An 18,373-nucleotide genomic window follows, 5' to 3' on the forward strand; every position below is an offset into this window, starting at 1 on the left:
AAAAAAGGTTGGAATCAGTATCCAACCTTTTTTTATGCAATAAAAAAAGCTCCTTGAATATCAAGGAGCTTTTTTGTTGGCCTACTAGGACTCGAACCTAAAACGACTGAACCAAAATCAGCTGTGTTACCATTACACCATAGGCCAGTACCACGTTGCAATTTAAAAGTAATTACTTCTGTATTGCGGATGCAAAAGTAGCATTATTTCTATATTTACCAAAGAAATCAGAAAGAATTCCTCACCTTAAAAACGCCCTTTACCTACAATCCCCTAATAATCAATAAAAAGCAAACTAAATTTTAACATTTTTTTAAAATAGATTTCTTGATGGATTTCTAGGATACCCCTCTTTTCCTTCAATTCATTCTGAATGACAGTTAACCGCTAACAGTTGACTGTTTACGGTTAACTATTTGAACATAACCGATACGATACTTTCATTGTCAATACGACCTACGAGATGTACTTGATATCCTTTTATCAATCCTTTAAACAAACGTCATCTATGAATCGTTTACCCCAACTAAAGCGTTTAGAGCACAGTTCAGAGGAATAAGTGCTATTGAATTCTTTCTATACAGATTGACGTAACTTTTTGCTTAGTAATCAGAGATGATGATGTTGACTAATAGGGGATTTTTTGTACCATCCACAACTTTTGAGATTGATTTTCCATCACCCATTTCTCATCACCCTTCACGCCATAAAAAAAGCTCCTTGAAAAATCAAGGAGCTTTCTGTTGGCCTACTAGGACTCGAACCTAAAACGACTGAACCAAAATCAGCTGTGTTACCATTACACCATAGGCCAGTGCCAATTTGCTACTTAAAAGTAGTAACTACTTCTACATTGCGGAGGCAAAAGTAATACTTTTTTTATATTATCCAAAAACAAAACGCAAAATTATTTTTTTTTAATGTAATACATATCTAACAAAAAAAGACTTTCTTTGTATATATTGATTAAAAATACCAAGAATTTTCTTATATGTTAACATTCAACTACAAAAAGTGGAATATAATCGGTGGATGGCTATGCTTCCTCGTTGCATTAATCACTTACACTTTAACCGTAGAACCTACCGTTAGTTTCTGGGATCCAGGGGAATACATTGCTACTTCGGCTAAGCTTCAAGTAGGACACCCTCCAGGAGCTCCTTTTTATCAGATGCTAGGTGCTTTGTTTTCTCTATTTGCAGCTTCACCTCAGCATATTGCACTAGCAGTCAATATGGTAGCGGTATTATCAAGTGCATTTACTATCTTATTTATGTTTTGGTCCATGACCAATATTCTAAAAAAGATGGTTACAAAAACATCCGAATGGAATACATCCAATGCGATTGCCGTTTTAGGAAGTGCAGCTATTGGATCTCTAGCCTTCAGTTTTACGGATAGTTTCTGGTTCAATGCAGTAGAATCAGAAGTTTACGCTTCTGCAATGGTATTAACCGCTCTTCTACTGTATTTAGGGCTGCGTTGGATCGATAATTTAGATCAACCTGGAGGAAATCGTTGGTTGTTATTGATTGGACTTGTTGCTGGATGTTCATTTGGCGTTCACATTATGGCCTTATTGACTATCCCTTCTATTGGTTTATTATACTATTTTAAAAAATATGAGAAAGTAACGATTAAGAATTTTATTATTGGCAATATCGTATCCGTTGCCGCTTTATTCTTCTTATTTGCCTTTTTCTTCCCTAAGCTTTTAGCTTTCTTTGGAAAAACGGAGATTTTTGCCATAAATACATTAGGACTTCCTTTTAACAGTGGAACTGTTATCGCTTTCTTGCTCTTAATTGGTATTACTACTTTTGGATTATACTACACGCGCAAAAAAGGACATACAACCGTGAATACGTTGATTTTAACTTTAGTATTTGTTTGTGTGGGGTTAACGGCTTGGCTAATGTTGCCTATTCGCGCGAATGCAAATGTTACCATTAACGAAAATACACCATCAGATGCCGCTGAGTTATTGGCTTACTATCAACGAGAGCAATATGGAGATGAAAGCATCTATTACGATTCTTATTTCACCAAAGCGTATACCGGTTTAGATCAAAACAACCCGTGGAAAGACGAAAAACCAAACTACGAAAGAGATTATAAAACAGGTACCTACGTAGTTGTTAATGAATGGAAAAATGCAGGGCAAAACTTCAATGAAAAACACAAAGGTTTCTTACCGCGTATGTGGAGTACGGATAAAAATCACCGTATTAACTATATGCGTTATTCCAAACCATTAAATTTCAATGTTGCACAAGATTATGTCAATAATGAAGAATTAGTTTACTTGGATCGTGGTGTAAAACAAAAACTAGCGAGTGGAGAATTTGGTGTGGAAGAATTGGATAACTTCTTTAGTAAATATGGGCAAGCCTTAGATATTGAGGTTCCTTCTTTTACAGATAATATGTCTTATATGTTTACGTACCAATTTGGTTATATGTATTGGAGGTATTTGATGTGGAACTTTGTGGGACGTCAAGATGATATTCAAGGTCAAGGCGATTTAGAACATGGCAATTGGCTAAGTGGTATCAATCTTATAGATGAAGCCCGATTAGGATCTCAAGAGAATCTTCCTTCGGATGTTTTAAATAATAAAGGTAGAAATACCTACTTTTTCCTACCTTTCATCTTAGGGGTTATCGGAATTGTATTTAATTACCGCAAAGATCCTAAAATGTTCTGGGTACTCTTAGTGTTATTTTTATTCACCAGTTTAGCCTTAAAAGTATTCTTAAATGAGCGTCCTTTTGAACCAAGAGAACGCGATTATGCGGTTGTGCCTTCTTTTTATATTTTTGCGATGTGGCTTGGATTTGGGGTTTACTCCATCTATGAAGGGGTTACAAAATACCTTTCTCCCAAACTGTCTGCTGCACTTGTATTAACGGTATGTACGCTGGCTGCACCTGTATTATTAGCGCAACAAAACTGGGACGATCACGATCGTTCGAATCGCTATACAGCTTTAGCTAATGCAAGAGCATACCTCGATTCTTGTGATCCTAATGCGATAATTTTTACGATTGGAGATAACGATACTTTCCCGTTATGGTACTTACAAGAGATTGAAGGCTACCGTACCGATGTTCGTGTAGTTTGTACAAGTTTGCTAACTCAAGATTGGTATATCGACCAGATGAAAGCTAAAGCGTATGACTCGGATCCTTTGCCAATTAAATTTACCCACGACCAATATGTTGGTAATAAACGCGATGCTATCCTTATTAATCCATTAACGGATCAACGTGTCGATCTATCCTTATTATTAGATGTTGTTCGTTCAGATGATCAAAGATCGAAAAAAATGACGGAGGCAGGAACAACGCTTTACTTTATTCCTGCAGACAAAGTTAGTATTCCTGTGGATCCTGCTACTATAGCCAAAAACAACATTGTTTCTCCCTATTTAAGAGATCAAATCGTTTCTTCGATAGATATTGATATTACAGACCAAGCGATTTACAAACACCGTTTGATTATGTTAGATATCATCGCGAATAACAAATGGGAGAGACCGATTTATTTCTCTGGGGGTAGTTTTAATAATGACGACTTTGTTTGGATGAAAGATTATTTGCAATTGCAAGGCTTAATCTACAAATTGGTTCCTATTAAATCAACCAACAAAAATTCACATCCTTTAGATCTAGGGATGATTGACTCGGATCGCATGTACGAAACAGTTAAAAAATGGTATTGGGGCAATATGGGCAGTGATAAGATTTATCACGATCCACAAACCCGTAGAAATTCTTTGAGCTACCGCATTAATCTGAGTCGTTTGGCAGAGCAATTAATCGAAGAAGGCAAAGATGCTAAAGCAAAAGAAATTCTCGATATTGCCATGACCAATATGCCGATTGAATATTATGGTTACTATCAATTAGTTGCTCCATTTGTTGAGTGTTATTACAAAATTGGAGAGACAAAAGTGGCTCAACAATACGCTAAACAATTAGCACAAAAATCAAATGAGAAGCTATTTTATTATAAAAACCTTCCGTTAGAGGAGCAAAATTATTATTCGTATGAAATTCTCTCTGAGTTGGAAATTTGGAGAAATTTAGTAGCTATTGTCGATACCGATGACAAACAAACCAAATTTGTAGCGCAATTTAAAACTGATTTTAATGCTTATTTTACTCATTTTAATTACTTGTACAAAAGATATAGCGGTGGACAAGAAGAAGAACAAGAAGAACAAGAATAATCTTTAATATACCCAAAAGCCTTTAGTTGTATAGACTAAAGGCTTTTTTTATCTAATTCCCCATCTAAAAAAAATTCGAATAGGCACCCTTGACTTTTCTTCTTAACTTTGTCCTTCAAAAGGAATCTTACACTATGATTGAAAATAAAAACCAAAGCAAAACAGATTTAGAACAATTAGGTGAATTTGGCTTAATCAAACACTTAACCAAAGACTTCACTACTACACAACCCTCTACATTAAAAGGAATTGGAGATGATGCAGCTGTTCTAGACTTTCCAAGTGATAAAATAGTAGTTTCAACCGACTTATTAATTGAAGGTGTACACTTTGATTTGGCCTATGTTCCTTTGAAGCATTTAGGCTATAAAGCCCTTGTTGTTAATCTTTCTGACCTTTGTGCGATGAATGCGATACCTACTCAGGTTACCGTTTCTATTGCTGTTTCTAATCGCTTTCCACTAGAAGCTTTAGAAGAACTATATGAAGGGATTACTCATGCGTGTAAGTACTATAAAGTTGATTTAATTGGCGGTGATACAACCTCATCGCAAAAAGGGTTGATTATTAGTATTACAGCAATAGGAAAAGCAAAAGAAGAAGAGCTCGTTTACAGAAGCAATGCCCAAGACAGTGATTTACTAGTTCTAACGGGCGATATCGGAGCCGCTTATATGGGGTTACAGGTATTAGAAAGAGAAAAACAAGTCTATCTTGTCAATCCAAACAATCAGCCTGATTTATCGCTTTACGATTATATTATTGAGAGACAATTAAAACCAGAAGCACGAACAGATATCAAACAGCTTTTAGCAGAACTTGAGGTACAACCAACAAGTATGATTGATGTTTCTGACGGATTATCTTCAGAGATCATGCACCTTTGTACGGAATCAAAAGTAGGGTGTAATCTATTTGAAGAAAAACTTCCACTCGATCCACAGTTTATTAGTACTTGTGAAGAGTTTAATATTGACTCTACCACAATCGCAATCAATGGTGGTGAAGATTATGAATTGCTATTTACAATTAAAATGGCCGATTACGATAAAATTAAGGGCAACCCAAACCTAACTGTTATCGGACATATGACGCAAGAAAGTGAAGGTGTTCACCTTATTACGAGAGATAATACCAAAATTCCGATCAAAGCAAAAGGTTGGAATGCTTTACAATAAATACAAAAACTGGTTTTTAGCCAGTTTTTTTTATGCCTTTTTCACAGGAATCAGTGGATTTTAGTTTTTGTTTTAAATAAAATATTAACTATTTTTTGCAAATATTTAATAAAATATTTAAATTTGAGAAAAACACACTGTTATGCAAACAAACACGAATTATCAAGAAGAAAACCAAGAACAAGAACAACCCATCCCAGTACAACACGAAGAAGTCGTTGTTCCACCCCCTCTTATGGGTTATCAAAATCCGAATCCTTCTTTTCCACCTCAACAATTCGTTGAGAAAAACAACATCGGATTAGCTGGATTTATTTTATCCATTGTAGCCATTATCATCTCTTGGGTTCCAATTATAGGATGGTTAACTTGGTTAGTCGGGTTAATCTTATCTATTGTTGGCTTATTCAAAAGACCAAAAGGCTTCGCTATTGCTGGTCTTGTTATTTCTTTAATTGGCCTTATTATAATGGTTGTATTATTAGGGTTATTAGGAGCAGCATTTGTTACGGCAGCAGCGACAAATATGTAAAAATTGAAAAAATAATTGATAAAAAAGGCAGAATTCGAGTTCTGCCTTTTTTATTGGCCTTAAATCATTAGAAGTTGATTAGAATTACACCATTGCTTATTTTGAATTCAAACAAATTACGACCTTGCATCTAGGTAATGAAAAAGATTACTTAATTTTGTACCACATAACAAACTCAAAACAAGCCTCGTGAAAAGAAAAATAGCTTTATTTTTTGTGTTCATGTTTTTAATTTCAACAACTGAATTTGGTCAGCTGTTGAAGTTTCCATTGCTTGTTGAGCATTATGTGGATCATAAAGGATTGAATCCCGATTTGAGTATTTGGGGATTCTTACAAATTCACTATGATAACAACCACAAAGAAGATGGGGATCCAACAGATGAGAAACTTCCTTTCGTATCTCATGCACCTATTATTCACTTAGTAGCAACCACTCCCCCTACTATTTTAAAAATAGATAAAATTAAAATCCCTACGAATAATACAAAAGTCGAAAGTATGCACGATTCGGTTTTTGAAAGTAGTTTTTTATCCTCTATCTGGCAACCGCCTAAATTTTGTTAATACATATTGACCCTATACCTCGTACAAATTAACTAAATAGTTGCGTGGTTTATTTAGTATTTATGTATCAACCCTAAAGGAGTAATAATCCAATATTGCGACTTAAATCTATTCTACTTTACTGGTATTAAATTGACTCAAAAAAGAACTTCCTTTTTGAGGGGTTAGTTTTGTATGGTAGATTTCTGTCCCTTGGTGCTTTGCGAATAAGGGGATTAACAATCTTATTATGTTAAACAAAATAATTGAATATTCTGTAAAGAATAAACTCATCATCAGTTTAATGGTACTAGGCCTTATCGTTGTGGGAATATTTCAAGTGACGAAATTACCCATCGATGCTGTACCAGATATCACGGATAACCAAGTTCAAATTATTACTGTGGCTCCAAATTATGGGGCTACTGATATTGAACGTTTAGTTACCTTCCCTATCGAACAAGCCAACAGTAATATACCTGGCATGAAAAGTATTCGAAGCTTTTCTCGTTTTGGTTTATCTTTAATTACGATAGTTTTTGAAGAAGATGTTGATATCTATTGGGCAAGACAACAAGTAGGAGAACGCCTACAACAAGTACAAAATGATATCCCTAAAGAAGTAGGACGACCAGAACTAGGTCCAATCTCTACCGGGTTAGGAGAAATTTATCAATATGTTGTTCGCCCAGAAAAAGGATATGAAAAACAATATGATTTAACCGAATTGCGATCCATTCAAGATTGGATTGTCCGCCGTCAGCTGATCGCTGTAAAAGGAGTGGCTGAAGTAAGTAGTTTCGGTGGAAAATTAAAGCAATACGAAATCGCCGTTGATCCCAATCGACTAGATGCGAATGGTCTTACGATTACAGATGTCTTTGAGGCGCTTAATCTTAACAACGAAAACACTGGAGGTGCTTATATTGAAAAAGGACCTACGGTACTGTATATCCGTTCTGAAGGTTTAATTGGAACCCTAGAGGATATAGAAAATATTGCCATTACCTCTAAAAACCAGGAGTTTCCGATACTCATCCGCGATATTGCCAAAGTTCACCTTGGGCATGCCACCCGTTATGGGGCAATGACCTATAATGATCAGGGCGAAGTTGCAGGCGGTATTGTTATGATGTTAAAAGGAGAAAACAGCAACAACGTTATTGAGGATGTAAAGTTACGGGTGGCTGAAATTCAAAAATCCTTACCTAAAGGCGTAGTGATTGAGCCCTTTTTAGATCGTACCAAAATGGTAAACAATGCCATTGGAACCGTAGAAACCAATTTATTAGAAGGAGCTTTAATTGTTGTTTTAGTATTGGTCTTATTCTTGGGTAATTTCCGTGCGGGACTCTTGGTAGCTTCCATTATACCGCTGGCGATGCTATTTGCAATCTGTATGATGAATTTATTTGGGGTAAGTGGAAACCTAATGAGTTTAGGAGCTTTAGACTTTGGTTTAATCATTGATGGAGCTGTCATTATTGTAGAGGCTGTCCTCCATCAGTTCAGTCATAACAACAAATTCAAAGAAAAAGCACTACTCAAGCAGGAAGAGATGAACCAAACCGTTGTTCAATCCGCTTCCAAAATGATGAATAGCGCAGTATTTGGACAAATCATTATTCTGATTGTATACATTCCCATTCTAACTTTACAAGGTATTGAAGGAAAAATGTTTAAACCTATGGCGCAAACCGTAGCCTTTGCCTTATTAGGTGCTTTTTTACTTTCACTGACTTATGTTCCCATGATGAGTTCTTGGATCTTAAGCAGAAAAGTAAATCCCAAACCTAATTTTGCCGATCGCTTTATGTCCAAATTGGAAAAAATTTACCAAAAAGCCTTAGTCAGCGTATTAGAAATGCCGAAAACGATCTATACTGTTGTTGCGCTATTATTTGTTAGTGCCATCTATATCTTATCAACATTAGGGGGTGAGTTTATTCCTTCCTTAGAAGAAGGTGACTTCGCCGTTGATACCAAAGTATTAAATGGCAGTAATATAACCACTACGATAGAAAGTACGCAAAAAGCAGTTCATATTTTAATTACCCAGTTTCCTGAAGTAGAAAAAGTGGTAACTAAAATCGGAAATAGTGAGGTTCCGACGGATCCCATGCCCATGGAAGCAGGAGACATGATAGTCATTCTAAAAGACAAAAAAGAGTGGACTTCAGCTACTTCTTTTCCAGAGTTGGCAGATAAAATGGGAAAAGCATTAGAAGAAGTTCCTGGAATTACGGTGGGTTTTCAATTTCCCGTACAAATGCGCTTTAATGAATTAATGACCGGAGCCAGACAAGATGTAGTAGTCAAAGTTTTTGGCGATAATCTGGATACATTAGCGTCAACGGCAGATCAAATTGGACAAATTATCAATACCATTCCTGGGGCAACCAACTTATATGTTGAACCTGTAACAGGAATGCCGCAACTCCTCATTGAATACAATCGAGCCGCTATTGCTCGTCATCGTTTATCCATCAATGAAATTAACCGCATTGTCAATACCTCATTAGCAGGACAAAGTACAGGAGTCGTATATGAAGGAGAGCATCGGTTTGATATTGTTGTGCGTATGGATGAAAAAAACAAAAAAGACATTCAGCAGATTCGCAATATTTTAATTCCTACGCCATCGGGTTCTCAAATTCCATTGAGTCAATTGGCAACAGTTGAAATCAAAGAAGGACCGAATCAAATTCAACGTGAAAATGCACAACGACGTATTTTTGTAGGTTTCAATATAAAAGGACGTGATGTCCAAAGTATTGTAGAAGAGTTACAGCAAAAAGTAGAAGCTAAAATTACTTTGCCTACTGGTTATCGCATCACCTATGGTGGTCAGTTTGAAAACCTAAATGAGGCGAAAGAACGTTTAGCCATTGCCGTACCATTAGCTTTAGTGTTAATCTTTGTTTTACTATTTTTTGCTTTTAGAAAAATCAAAGAATGTTTGATGATCTTTACCGCCATTCCCCTATCCATTATTGGAGGTGTTTTCCTTCTTGCCTTGAGAGGAATGCCTTTTAGTATCAGTGCGGGTGTAGGGTTTATTGCTTTATTCGGTGTAGCCGTATTAAACGGTATTGTATTAATTGCCGAATTTAACCGATTGCAAAAATCGGGAATCACCAATATTGTCTATATCGTAGTTCGCGGAGCCAAAAGTCGCTTACGTCCTGTATTAATGACCGCTTCCGTTGCCTCCTTTGGATTTCTTCCTATGGCCTTGAGTAACGGAGCTGGAGCAGAAGTTCAAAGACCGCTTGCAACGGTTGTTATCGGTGGACTAATCCTCGCAACCTTTTTAACTTTATTCATTTTGCCTTTGTTATATATCACTTTCGAACAAAAACTAAACTTTTCTTTCTTTAAAAAGAAAGAAAATAGCACGTCGATAGCCTCAATTGGTTTATTGTTATTGACAACCCTTACTGCTTCTGCTCAAACACCTATCCCTTTAGATCAAGCGATTGAAAGAGCAATTGAAAATAATACAACTATTCGAACAGAGCAGTTGCGTACTGATTTTGCTAAAGCTTTTATTTCTACAGCTACTGATATACCTCAAACCACAATTGCGGGAGAATTCGGACAGATTAACGGGCCTTATACGGATAATAAATTCATCATTAGCCAAGATATCGCTTTTCCAACCCTCTATAGCAAACAAAGAAATGTCTATAAACAAGCCTGGCAAAAAAGTATTTTTGATCTAGAACTAAAAACGGTTGAGATAAAAAGAGAAGTAACCCAAAGCTTTTTTGATTACTTCTATTGGAGTGAAAAAGAACAGTTATTATACCAAGCAGATAGCATGTATACCTCTTTTTACAACAAAGCTACTTTGCGCTTTAACAAAGGAGAAAGCACGATTTTAGAGCAAACAACAGCTAAAAATCAATTGGTTAAAATCCAAATGCAGCTAATTGAAATAGTACAAGCTAAAAGTCTAGCGCAATTGCGTTTAAAATACTTGCTCAACACAGAAGAAGATATCGTGCCCTTACTTGAGAAAAACAAAATTGACTTATTGGGATTAGAACAAGATCTAGACAACAATCCACAAATAAAAATCGCAGAACAAAACAGAGAAATATCATCTGCTCAAACCCAATTAGAGCGATCTAAGCTATTACCTACGATTCAACTTTCGTACAACAATAGTAGCTTTATGGGACTTGCAGCTAATGATATTTATTATGATCGAAAGGATCGCTTTCATTCGTTTCAAGTAGGGCTGACCTTGCCACTATTTGATTTTGGTCAAAAAGGAAGAATTCGCGCGTCTAAACGAGCGGAAGATTTGGCTGAAGCAGAACTGACCATGACCAAACAAAATATGATGAACCGTTATCAACAGTTGTTGATAAACCTAACAAGTAGTCAACATATACTCACAAGTTATGAACAACAAGCACCGAAAGGCGCCGATATCATCATGAAAACGGCAGAGCTGCAATTCATCAATGGAGAAATTAATTACCTTGAATATGTTCTTTTAACCAATCAAGCCTTAGAACTTCTAAGTAATTATTATGATGCCTTAAAAGCGTATAACGACACGGTAATTCAAATCAATTATCTAACTTCAAATAACTAAAATCATGTTTACTACCTATAAATCTATCCGTCGTTTTTCACTTGTAGTCTTGCTGCTATCGACTGGATTTCTATTTGTTCAATGCAAAGAAAATACCGAGCAAAAAGAAGAAACAAGTGTACAAGAAGAAACCAATATTGTACAATTAACAGAGGCTCAACTCAACCATGTTGATCTCCAGACTACACAAATTCAAGAACATACTATTGCCACAGTACTGAAATTAAATGGAAAAATTGATGTCCCACCACAAAATTTGATTTCCATTACCAATCCTTTAGGGGGATATGTAAAGCAAACCAAATTGATGCCTGGTATGCACATTAAAAAAGGAGAACAGATTGCCATTATGGAGGATCCTCGTTATATCGAATTACAACAGAATTACCTGATTGCCAAAGACAAATTTCAATTTGCTCAATTAGATTATCAACGCCAGAAGGATTTAAATGCAAGTCAAGCGAGTAGTGACAAAGTCATGCAACAAGCACAAGCTGAGATGAATACGCAGCGAATTGCCATGAATGCTCTAGGGCAACAGCTGAGTTTGATTAACATCAACCCAAATACATTAACCCCTAACACCATTAGCAGATCTATTGCTATTTACAGCCCGATTAACGGATTTGTCAGCAATACCTATGTCAATATTGGAAAATATGTTACCCCTTCTGATGTTTTATTTGAATTAATTGATCCAAGCGATATTCACCTAAACTTAAAAGTATATGAAAAGGATTTAGAGAAGTTAGAAGTTGGACAACGTGTTGTTAGCTTTACCAATTCGAATCCCACAAAAAAATACGAAGGAGAAATCGTCTTGATTAGTATGGATGTCAACAATGAAGGAACCTCAGAGGTACACTGTCATTTTGAAAACTTTGAGAAAAATCTTTTGCCTGGTATGTATATGAATGCCGAAATCGATACACATTCTGCAAAAAGCAAAGCATTACCAGAAGAAAGTGTAGTATATTTTGAAGGTAAAAATTTCGTTTTTACCGAAATTGACAAGCAAACATATCAATTAACTCCCGTTGAAATCGGAGAAACAGAAAATGGTTTCACGGCTATTCACAATGCCGATGCATTAACCGATAAAACAATTGTTGCTAAAGGTGCTTATACCTTACTCATGAAGTTAAAAAATACCGAAGAGGAAGAATAAACCAAAAGCACCTGTATAAGAAAAGCCCCAAAAAGTTGACCTTTTTGGGGCTTTTTTAAGGTTGTATTGTCCCATATATAGTTGCCGAACAATCCCCCCCTTTTACTTCTATCTCGAATTTAAGGGGCTTATCACCGTAATAAGGATTTGTGCGAATCACTAATCGTCCATCTTCAACTTTTTGAACAGCATAATTAGCTGTACTGTAACCATCGGTAGCTCTTTCTTCATACATATAACCTTCCTCCCCTACTTGACCTATTTGAACTTTTTGAATAATATAATATGGTTTGGGATTTACATCCACATATTCTTCACCTCCTTTATTGGGGAAAGTAAGAAATTTTTGGCTTATATCTGTTGATACTTTACAATCTGAACTTCGATCCCATAAATTCTCACATGAGCCCAAGAATCCTAGGCATGCTAGGGATAACGCAATTGCTTTGCTTCTTTTAAACATAAATTTCCTATAAAATATTCACAAAAATAAGTCTATTTAAGAAATTTCCATTCCTTTTTATTTAATCACTTAACTCCAAGAGAAAAAAGTAGGACTAATGAGTTTTAAATACTCCTCCTTTTTCTTAATTTTGTTTGCTTATAATGCCCTTGGATTGGCAAAAAAAGATACTTAAAAAATAAATTTATTTCTCATTCATTCTACACGTATTATGTATAAACTACTTAGCAGTCTTTTTCTATTTGTATCTACCACGATTTTATATGCGCAATCGGACAAATTAAAGATTGAACAACTGAATGATCACATGTATATCTACACTACCTACCAAGTATTTAAAGGAGTGGAATACTCGTCTAATGCTTTATATGTGGTGACTGATGAAGGAGTAATTCTCATTGATACTCCTTGGGACAAAGAGCAATATGAACCTTTGGTAAACCATATAAAAACCCAACATAACAAGGAAGTCAAATGGGTTATTACCACTCATTTTCACGAGGATCGTTCAGGAGGATTAGATTATTTCAACAATGCAGGTGCACAGACATATACCTATGCTCTTACAAATGAAATCTTGAAACAGCGGAATGAGCCTCAAGCAGCATTTACTTTTGATCGAGAAAAAGAATTCGTTCTAGGTAAGGAGAAACTCACCGTTTATTTCTTAGGAGAAGGTCATAGCAAAGACAATACAGTAGTATGGTTTCCAAAAGAGAAAGTGCTATATGGTGGATGTTTAATTAAAAGTGCTGAAGCCACTACAATTGGCAATATTCAAGATGCTAATACAGAAGCTTGGTCTTCGACAATAGACGAAATAAAACGCAGATTTAAACAGGCTACGGTTATCATTCCTGGACATGATGCATGGAATATACCTGGTCATCTTGAAAATACGGAGCGTATCATATCTGCTTATAATGAACAAAAATCTACAAGCATCAAGCAATTATAATAGTTAACCCATAAACTTAAGATTATTAACAGCAAATAGCTTGTGGTGAAGTTTTTAATCTTAAAGTCTTTTATTACTTTTGCACTATGGCAAAACAAGATGATATTTTTAAGAATGTTATTTCGCACGCAAAGGAGTATGGATACATATTTCCTTCAAGCGAAATATACGATGGTTTAAGCGCAGTGTATGACTATGCTCAGAACGGTGTAGAGTTAAAGAGAAATATTAGAGAGTACTGGTGGAAATCCATGGTACAAATGCACGAAAATATTGTAGGAATTGATGCCTCAATCTTTATGCATCCAACCACTTGGAAAGCTTCAGGTCACGTTGATGCATTCAACGACCCTTTAATTGACAACAAAGACAGTAAAAAAAGATATAGAGCAGACGTTTTAATTGAAGACTACTGTGAAAAAATACACCAAAAAGCATTAAAAGAAATTGAAAAAGCAAAAAAACGCTTTGGAGAGGCTTTTGATGAGGAGCAGTTTATTGCGACTAATCCACGTGTTGTAGAATACTACGCAAAGAAAAAAGAAATTTTAGAGCGCATGGCTCGTGGTTTAGATACTGGAGATTTAGCCGATGTAAAAGCCCTAATTGAAGAGTTGGAAATTGCGGATCCTGATACGGGTTCTAGAAACTGGACAGAAGTACGTCAATTCAATTTGATGTTTGGTACAAAACTAGGTGCTTCTGCGGATACTGCGATGGATTTATATCTTCGCCCAGAAACAGCACAAGGTATTTTTGTCAACTTCTTGAACGTTCAAAAAACTGGACGTATGAAGATTCCTTTTGGTATTGCTCAAACAGGAAAAGCTTTCCGTAACGAAATCGTTGCCCGTCAGTTTATCTTCCGTATGCGCGAATTTGAACAAATGGAAATGCAATTTTTCGTGAAACCAGGTGAGGAAATGAAGTATTATGAATACTGGAAAGCTACGCGTTTAAACTGGCACTTATCCCTTGGTTTAGGCAAAGAAAATTACCGTTTCCACGATCATGAGAAATTGGCACACTATGCCAATGCGGCAACTGATATTGAATTCAACTTCCCTTTCGGATTTAAAGAATTAGAGGGCATCCACTCGCGTACAGATTTCGATTTGAAAGCGCATGAGCAATTTTCTGGTAAGAAGCTTCAATTCTTTGACAATGAAACCAATTCTTCGTATGTTCCTTATGTAGTGGAAACATCCGTAGGTTTAGATCGTATGTTCTTATCGGTTTTCTCTAAATCGTTACAAGAAGAAACTTTAGAAGATGGAACAACAAGAACGGTATTGAAATTACCGGCAGTACTTGCTCCAACTAAAGCGGCTATCTTTCCTTTAGTGAAAAAAGATGGATTACCTGAAATTGCACAGGAAATTATCGAAGATTTGAAATGGGATTTCAATGTTACGTATGATGAAAAAGATGCAGTTGGTCGTCGTTACCGCCGTGCAGATGCCTTAGGAACGCCATTTTGTATTACCGTGGATCACCAAACACTAGAAGACAAAACCGTTACGATTCGTCACAGAGACACGATGAAACAGGATCGCGTAGCAATTGCTGATCTTAAAAACATCATCTCGGAAGAAGTTTCAATGAAAAACTGGTTAAAGAAAATGATGTAATCCTCGATTACTAAACATACCAAAGCCTCCCCATTTATTTGGAGGGGCTTTTTATTTTGTATTTTTCTTAATGTAGGTTAAGTCATTGCTCTTATGAAGCACTGTATCTTTGACTTATTGATAATCATAAAACATGTATAGATATGAAAAAATTAGCTTTATTCGTTGTAGCTGTCTTATTTTCAGTTACTTCATTTGCTCAAACCAAATGGAATGTTGATCCTATGCACTCTTTTTTAAATTTCTCAGTAAAACACTTAGGGATTTCTTTTGTTGATGGTAGATTTGACAAATACGAAGGAACTTTTGTGGGAGATACAGAAGATCTAAGCAAGGGAACTTTCAACTTTACCGTTGATTTAAACAGCATTAATACAAGTGTAGAAATGCGTGATAATCACTTAAAGTCCGCTGACTTTTTTGATACCGCAAAATACGCATCCATGAAATTTGAAAGTAAGTCAATTAAAAAAACAGGTAAGGATAAATATGAACTAGTAGGAAACTTAACCATTAAAAACATCACAAAACCTGTAACATTTAAATTAACGTATGGAGGTTTATTAGCAGATGATGGAAATGGAAACACGAAAATTGGTTTCCAAGCAACCACAACAATCAACCGTTTTGACTATGACGTTGCTTACGACCCCACTGGGCAAGCGATTGGAAAAAATGTTGATCTTACTGTGAATTTAGAGTTCAGTAAAGCTAACTAATCATTTTTTAATACCTTTCATCAAAAAAGGCTTGCTCAAACAGCAAGCCTTTTTTTATATTTCATCATTTTCAAATACAACTAAGTTATAAGCGACCTTATCCACTGCTTCAAGTCGCAATCGATTGGCTACTTGAGCTACCGAAATTGGTTGATAGGATTTAAACAATCCGATACGATTAAGAGCTCTTAGTATTTTAATTCCCATTTTTTCACCGGTACGATTCGAGTTTGGACGAATTAAAGAACTCGGTCTTACAATAATCGTACGATCAAAATGCAAACGGGCAATGGTCTGTTCTATTCTGCCTTTGAGATAGAGGTAAAACACTTTACTTTGATAATCTGCTCCTTTAGAAGAAACCAATACAAAAGTTTGAATTGATTTGGCTTTACAGTACTTGGCAAATTGAATAACATAATCATAATCAATATGCCATTGGTTTTTTTTGCTCCCTGCTTGTTTTCTCGTTGTACCTAAGCAGCTAAAGGCTACATTTCCTTCTATCAAATGATGCCATTGATCCATTTTTTCAAAATCCACCACATGACAAATCAGTTTAGGATGTTGAATATCCCAAGGACTTCTTACAAATATTTCGACAAAATGATAGCGCTCATCACACAGAAGTTGACGCACTAATACTTTTCCAACGGCTCCAGTAGCACCAATAATTACAGCTCTCATACTATCAATTTACAAAAAAAATGAAAAAGATAGCAATCTTTTTCATCACACTGTTCCGTTTTCTCAAATGCAAAAAGACAAACACATGATATATAGCTAATTAAATCAAACAAAAAATTACTTTTCCACCATTTATTTGCTCGTATATACCCTTAAATTGCCAATTATCTCTAGATTAAAAAGTGCAAATCAATCAGATTAGCTCTTTCTAAAGGCACCTAATGCAGTTATTCTTCAAAAGTACCAGACAAATAATACAACTTATTCCCTAAGCTTTCAAAAATTGAATGCTCATAGTGTTCCTGTTCACTTCCCATTTTATCTTTGAAATACGCCCGAAAAACAACTTGAAATTCTTCTGCATACTCAATCTCTAATCGCACCCATTGGTTCTCGCTTGCCCATTGCAAGATCGATTTTTTACTATATAAATGACGCATTTTAGGATGCGTAGTTTCTATCAAATATTTTGCATTTGCCAACACATAAGCAGTATATCTTGAACGCATTAAGGCTTCGGCTGTTGTCGCTTCTTTTTCTCCTTTTAGCAAAGGCATACAACAGTTTTCTAAGGCATATGAACTTCCACAATAGCAATTCATACGTTTACTTTTTAATTTTTTCTTGGAGATCTTCTACAATCTTTTGCATCTTGGCTAAGCGAACAAGGGATTCATCTGATGCTGCCGTATCCATTAGGATTTTTAATCTTTGTACGATTTCAACTGCAAACTTTTCGGCTACTTCATGTTGGCCTTGCTCGATCAACTGCATTAACTCCAATATTGCTTTCTCCATATATTTTTATCTTTTTACTTATACATTACAAAGATATTGGCTTCTTTTATTTAAAGTAGTTTTTTGTTTGTCTGGTTTGGATTATTTTTAAAAAGCTAAACATCCGTCTCCCCATGTTCAAAGATCTTATTAACCTCTTTTTTCCTGAAACTTGCAAGAGTTGCTCGACTATTCTTATTCAAAATGAAGATATGGTGTGTACCCGTTGTCGTGCCGCACTGCCTTTTACAGACCAACATCTTTCTGCAACCAACGAAGCGATGGGTAAATTTTATGGCAAGGTAAAAATAGCGCAAGCAAGCTGTCTGCTATACTATACCAAACACGGCCTTGTATCAAACTTACTGCATCAATTGAAATACAACAACCAAGCACAAATCAGCTACAAACTAGGGACGATGTATGCCGAAATACTCGGTAAAAACACATCCTATGCTACCGCCGACTACCTTATTCCTGTACCGATGCACAAAAAAAAACGAAAGCAAAGAGGCTATAATCAAGTAGATGGCTTTGCAGAAGCTTTGGCTCAATATTTCCAAATTCCCATTGATAGAACTCTGCTAACCAAAATTGAATCAACAGCTTCACAAACCACGAAAAGCTTTCAGGAACGCATACAAGCGAAACCTGCTATTTTTCACTTACAGCCATCCCCATCCTATACTGGCAAACACTTTCTATTATTAGATGATATTCTTACTACCGGAAGCACACTCGAAACTTGTGCCAAGCTTTTAGTACAAATTCCTGATAGCAAAGTGAGTATTTTGTGCTTAGCTTATACAAAATAAAGTTTTTAAGGGTGGATATTTTCTAAGTAAAAAATATAATTGTTACTTTGTCTTCT

General features: G+C 35.7%; 14 protein-coding genes and 2 tRNA genes. 10 read left to right on the forward strand and 6 right to left on the reverse strand.

Translation table 11 applies throughout. The features are described from left to right. Positions 1-76: 76 nt before the first annotated feature. Both ACMHJ2_RS11700 and ACMHJ2_RS11705 read right to left on the reverse strand, forming a co-directional pair. Positions 77-147 (reverse strand) — tRNA-Gln (locus tag ACMHJ2_RS11700). 596 nt (positions 148-743) lie between these two features. Continuing rightward, positions 744-814 (reverse strand) — tRNA-Gln (locus ACMHJ2_RS11705). 177 nt (positions 815-991) lie between these two features. Here ACMHJ2_RS11705 and ACMHJ2_RS11710 point away from each other — a divergent pair. The 6 genes from ACMHJ2_RS11710 to ACMHJ2_RS11735 all read left to right on the forward strand — a co-directional run bounded on the left by ACMHJ2_RS11710 (position 992) and on the right by ACMHJ2_RS11735 (position 12,267). Further along, positions 992-4,234 (forward strand): DUF2723 domain-containing protein, encoded by a 3,243-nt coding sequence (locus tag ACMHJ2_RS11710; RefSeq protein WP_413513043.1) that lies wholly within the window; start codon positions 992-994, stop codon positions 4,232-4,234. A 134-nt stretch (positions 4,235-4,368) separates the two neighbouring features. Then, positions 4,369-5,412 (forward strand): thiamine-phosphate kinase, encoded by a 1,044-nt coding sequence (thiL, locus tag ACMHJ2_RS11715; protein WP_413513044.1) that lies wholly within the window; start codon positions 4,369-4,371, stop codon positions 5,410-5,412. Between the two features lie 142 nt (positions 5,413-5,554). Continuing rightward, positions 5,555-5,944 (forward strand): hypothetical protein, encoded by a 390-nt coding sequence (locus ACMHJ2_RS11720; RefSeq protein WP_413513045.1) that lies wholly within the window; start codon positions 5,555-5,557, stop codon positions 5,942-5,944. A gap of 189 nt (positions 5,945-6,133) precedes the next feature. Further along, positions 6,134-6,511: a hypothetical protein gene (locus ACMHJ2_RS11725; RefSeq protein WP_413513046.1), complete on the forward strand. Its 378-nt coding sequence runs from the start codon at positions 6,134-6,136 to the stop codon at positions 6,509-6,511. 229 nt (positions 6,512-6,740) lie between these two features. Next, positions 6,741-11,099 carry a CusA/CzcA family heavy metal efflux RND transporter gene (locus ACMHJ2_RS11730; RefSeq protein ID WP_413513047.1) on the forward strand — a complete coding sequence of 1,453 codons (4,359 nt, stop codon included), beginning with the start codon at positions 6,741-6,743 and terminating at the stop codon, positions 11,097-11,099. Between the two features lie 4 nt (positions 11,100-11,103). Beyond that, positions 11,104-12,267 (forward strand): efflux RND transporter periplasmic adaptor subunit, encoded by a 1,164-nt coding sequence (locus ACMHJ2_RS11735; protein ID WP_413513048.1) that lies wholly within the window; start codon positions 11,104-11,106, stop codon positions 12,265-12,267. Between the two features lie 55 nt (positions 12,268-12,322). On the opposite strand, the gene ACMHJ2_RS11740 is transcribed toward ACMHJ2_RS11735, so the two are convergent. Next, on the reverse strand, positions 12,323-12,730 hold the full coding sequence (locus ACMHJ2_RS11740) for a hypothetical protein (protein ID WP_413513049.1): 408 nt from the start codon (positions 12,728-12,730) through the stop codon (positions 12,323-12,325). A gap of 211 nt (positions 12,731-12,941) precedes the next feature. Here ACMHJ2_RS11740 and bla point away from each other — a divergent pair, with 211 nt between their 5' ends. From bla to ACMHJ2_RS11755, 3 genes are all read left to right on the forward strand, one after another. Next, positions 12,942-13,688: an MUS/TUS/MOC family subclass B1 metallo-beta-lactamase gene (gene bla, locus ACMHJ2_RS11745; protein ID WP_413513050.1), complete on the forward strand. Its 747-nt coding sequence runs from the start codon at positions 12,942-12,944 to the stop codon at positions 13,686-13,688. An 86-nt stretch (positions 13,689-13,774) separates the two neighbouring features. Next, entirely contained in the window at positions 13,775-15,319 is a 1,545-nt protein-coding gene (locus ACMHJ2_RS11750; RefSeq protein WP_413513051.1) for a glycine--tRNA ligase, read from the forward strand. A gap of 143 nt (positions 15,320-15,462) precedes the next feature. Next, on the forward strand, positions 15,463-16,038 hold the full coding sequence (locus ACMHJ2_RS11755; RefSeq protein ID WP_413513052.1) for a YceI family protein: 576 nt from the start codon (positions 15,463-15,465) through the stop codon (positions 16,036-16,038). Positions 16,039-16,092: 54 nt separating this feature from the next. On the opposite strand, the gene ACMHJ2_RS11760 is transcribed toward ACMHJ2_RS11755, so the two are convergent. From ACMHJ2_RS11760 to ACMHJ2_RS11770, 3 genes are all read right to left on the reverse strand, one after another. Beyond that, entirely contained in the window at positions 16,093-16,725 is a 633-nt protein-coding gene (locus ACMHJ2_RS11760; protein WP_413513053.1) for an NAD(P)H-binding protein, read from the reverse strand. Between the two features lie 227 nt (positions 16,726-16,952). After that, entirely contained in the window at positions 16,953-17,327 is a 375-nt protein-coding gene (locus ACMHJ2_RS11765; protein WP_413513054.1) for a YchJ family protein, read from the reverse strand. A 4-nt stretch (positions 17,328-17,331) separates the two neighbouring features. Then, positions 17,332-17,523 carry a hypothetical protein gene (locus tag ACMHJ2_RS11770; protein WP_413513055.1) on the reverse strand — a complete coding sequence of 64 codons (192 nt, stop codon included), beginning with the start codon at positions 17,521-17,523 and terminating at the stop codon, positions 17,332-17,334. Positions 17,524-17,636: 113 nt separating this feature from the next. Here ACMHJ2_RS11770 and ACMHJ2_RS11775 point away from each other — a divergent pair, with 113 nt between their 5' ends. After that, positions 17,637-18,317: a ComF family protein gene (locus ACMHJ2_RS11775; protein ID WP_413513056.1), complete on the forward strand. Its 681-nt coding sequence runs from the start codon at positions 17,637-17,639 to the stop codon at positions 18,315-18,317. The last annotated feature ends 56 nt before the right edge of the window (positions 18,318-18,373 follow it).

It is taken from the genome of Myroides odoratus (assembly GCF_965118575.1).
In the GTDB taxonomy this organism is placed as follows: Bacteria; Bacteroidota; Bacteroidia; order Flavobacteriales; family Flavobacteriaceae; genus Flavobacterium; species Flavobacterium odoratum_B.

What these genes read in the sequence shown, in the direction of transcription:
- ACMHJ2_RS11710 (WP_413513043.1), top strand. Translation starts at nt 992, where the DNA reads ATGTTAACATTCAACTACAAAAAGTGGAATATAATCGGTGGATGGCTA.
- thiL (WP_413513044.1), top strand. Translation starts at nt 4,369, where the DNA reads ATGATTGAAAATAAAAACCAAAGCAAAACAGATTTAGAACAATTAGGT.
- ACMHJ2_RS11720 (WP_413513045.1), top strand. Translation starts at nt 5,555, where the DNA reads ATGCAAACAAACACGAATTATCAAGAAGAAAACCAAGAACAAGAACAA.
- ACMHJ2_RS11730 (WP_413513047.1), top strand. Translation starts at nt 6,741, where the DNA reads ATGTTAAACAAAATAATTGAATATTCTGTAAAGAATAAACTCATCATC.
- ACMHJ2_RS11735 (WP_413513048.1), top strand. Translation starts at nt 11,104, where the DNA reads ATGTTTACTACCTATAAATCTATCCGTCGTTTTTCACTTGTAGTCTTG.
- ACMHJ2_RS11740 (WP_413513049.1), bottom strand. Translation starts at nt 12,730, where the DNA reads ATGTTTAAAAGAAGCAAAGCAATTGCGTTATCCCTAGCATGCCTAGGA.
- bla (WP_413513050.1), top strand. Translation starts at nt 12,942, where the DNA reads ATGTATAAACTACTTAGCAGTCTTTTTCTATTTGTATCTACCACGATT.
- ACMHJ2_RS11750 (WP_413513051.1), top strand. Translation starts at nt 13,775, where the DNA reads ATGGCAAAACAAGATGATATTTTTAAGAATGTTATTTCGCACGCAAAG.
- ACMHJ2_RS11755 (WP_413513052.1), top strand. Translation starts at nt 15,463, where the DNA reads ATGAAAAAATTAGCTTTATTCGTTGTAGCTGTCTTATTTTCAGTTACT.
- ACMHJ2_RS11760 (WP_413513053.1), bottom strand. Translation starts at nt 16,725, where the DNA reads ATGAGAGCTGTAATTATTGGTGCTACTGGAGCCGTTGGAAAAGTATTA.
- ACMHJ2_RS11765 (WP_413513054.1), bottom strand. Translation starts at nt 17,327, where the DNA reads ATGAATTGCTATTGTGGAAGTTCATATGCCTTAGAAAACTGTTGTATG.
- ACMHJ2_RS11770 (WP_413513055.1), bottom strand. Translation starts at nt 17,523, where the DNA reads ATGGAGAAAGCAATATTGGAGTTAATGCAGTTGATCGAGCAAGGCCAA.
- ACMHJ2_RS11775 (WP_413513056.1), top strand. Translation starts at nt 17,637, where the DNA reads ATGTTCAAAGATCTTATTAACCTCTTTTTTCCTGAAACTTGCAAGAGT.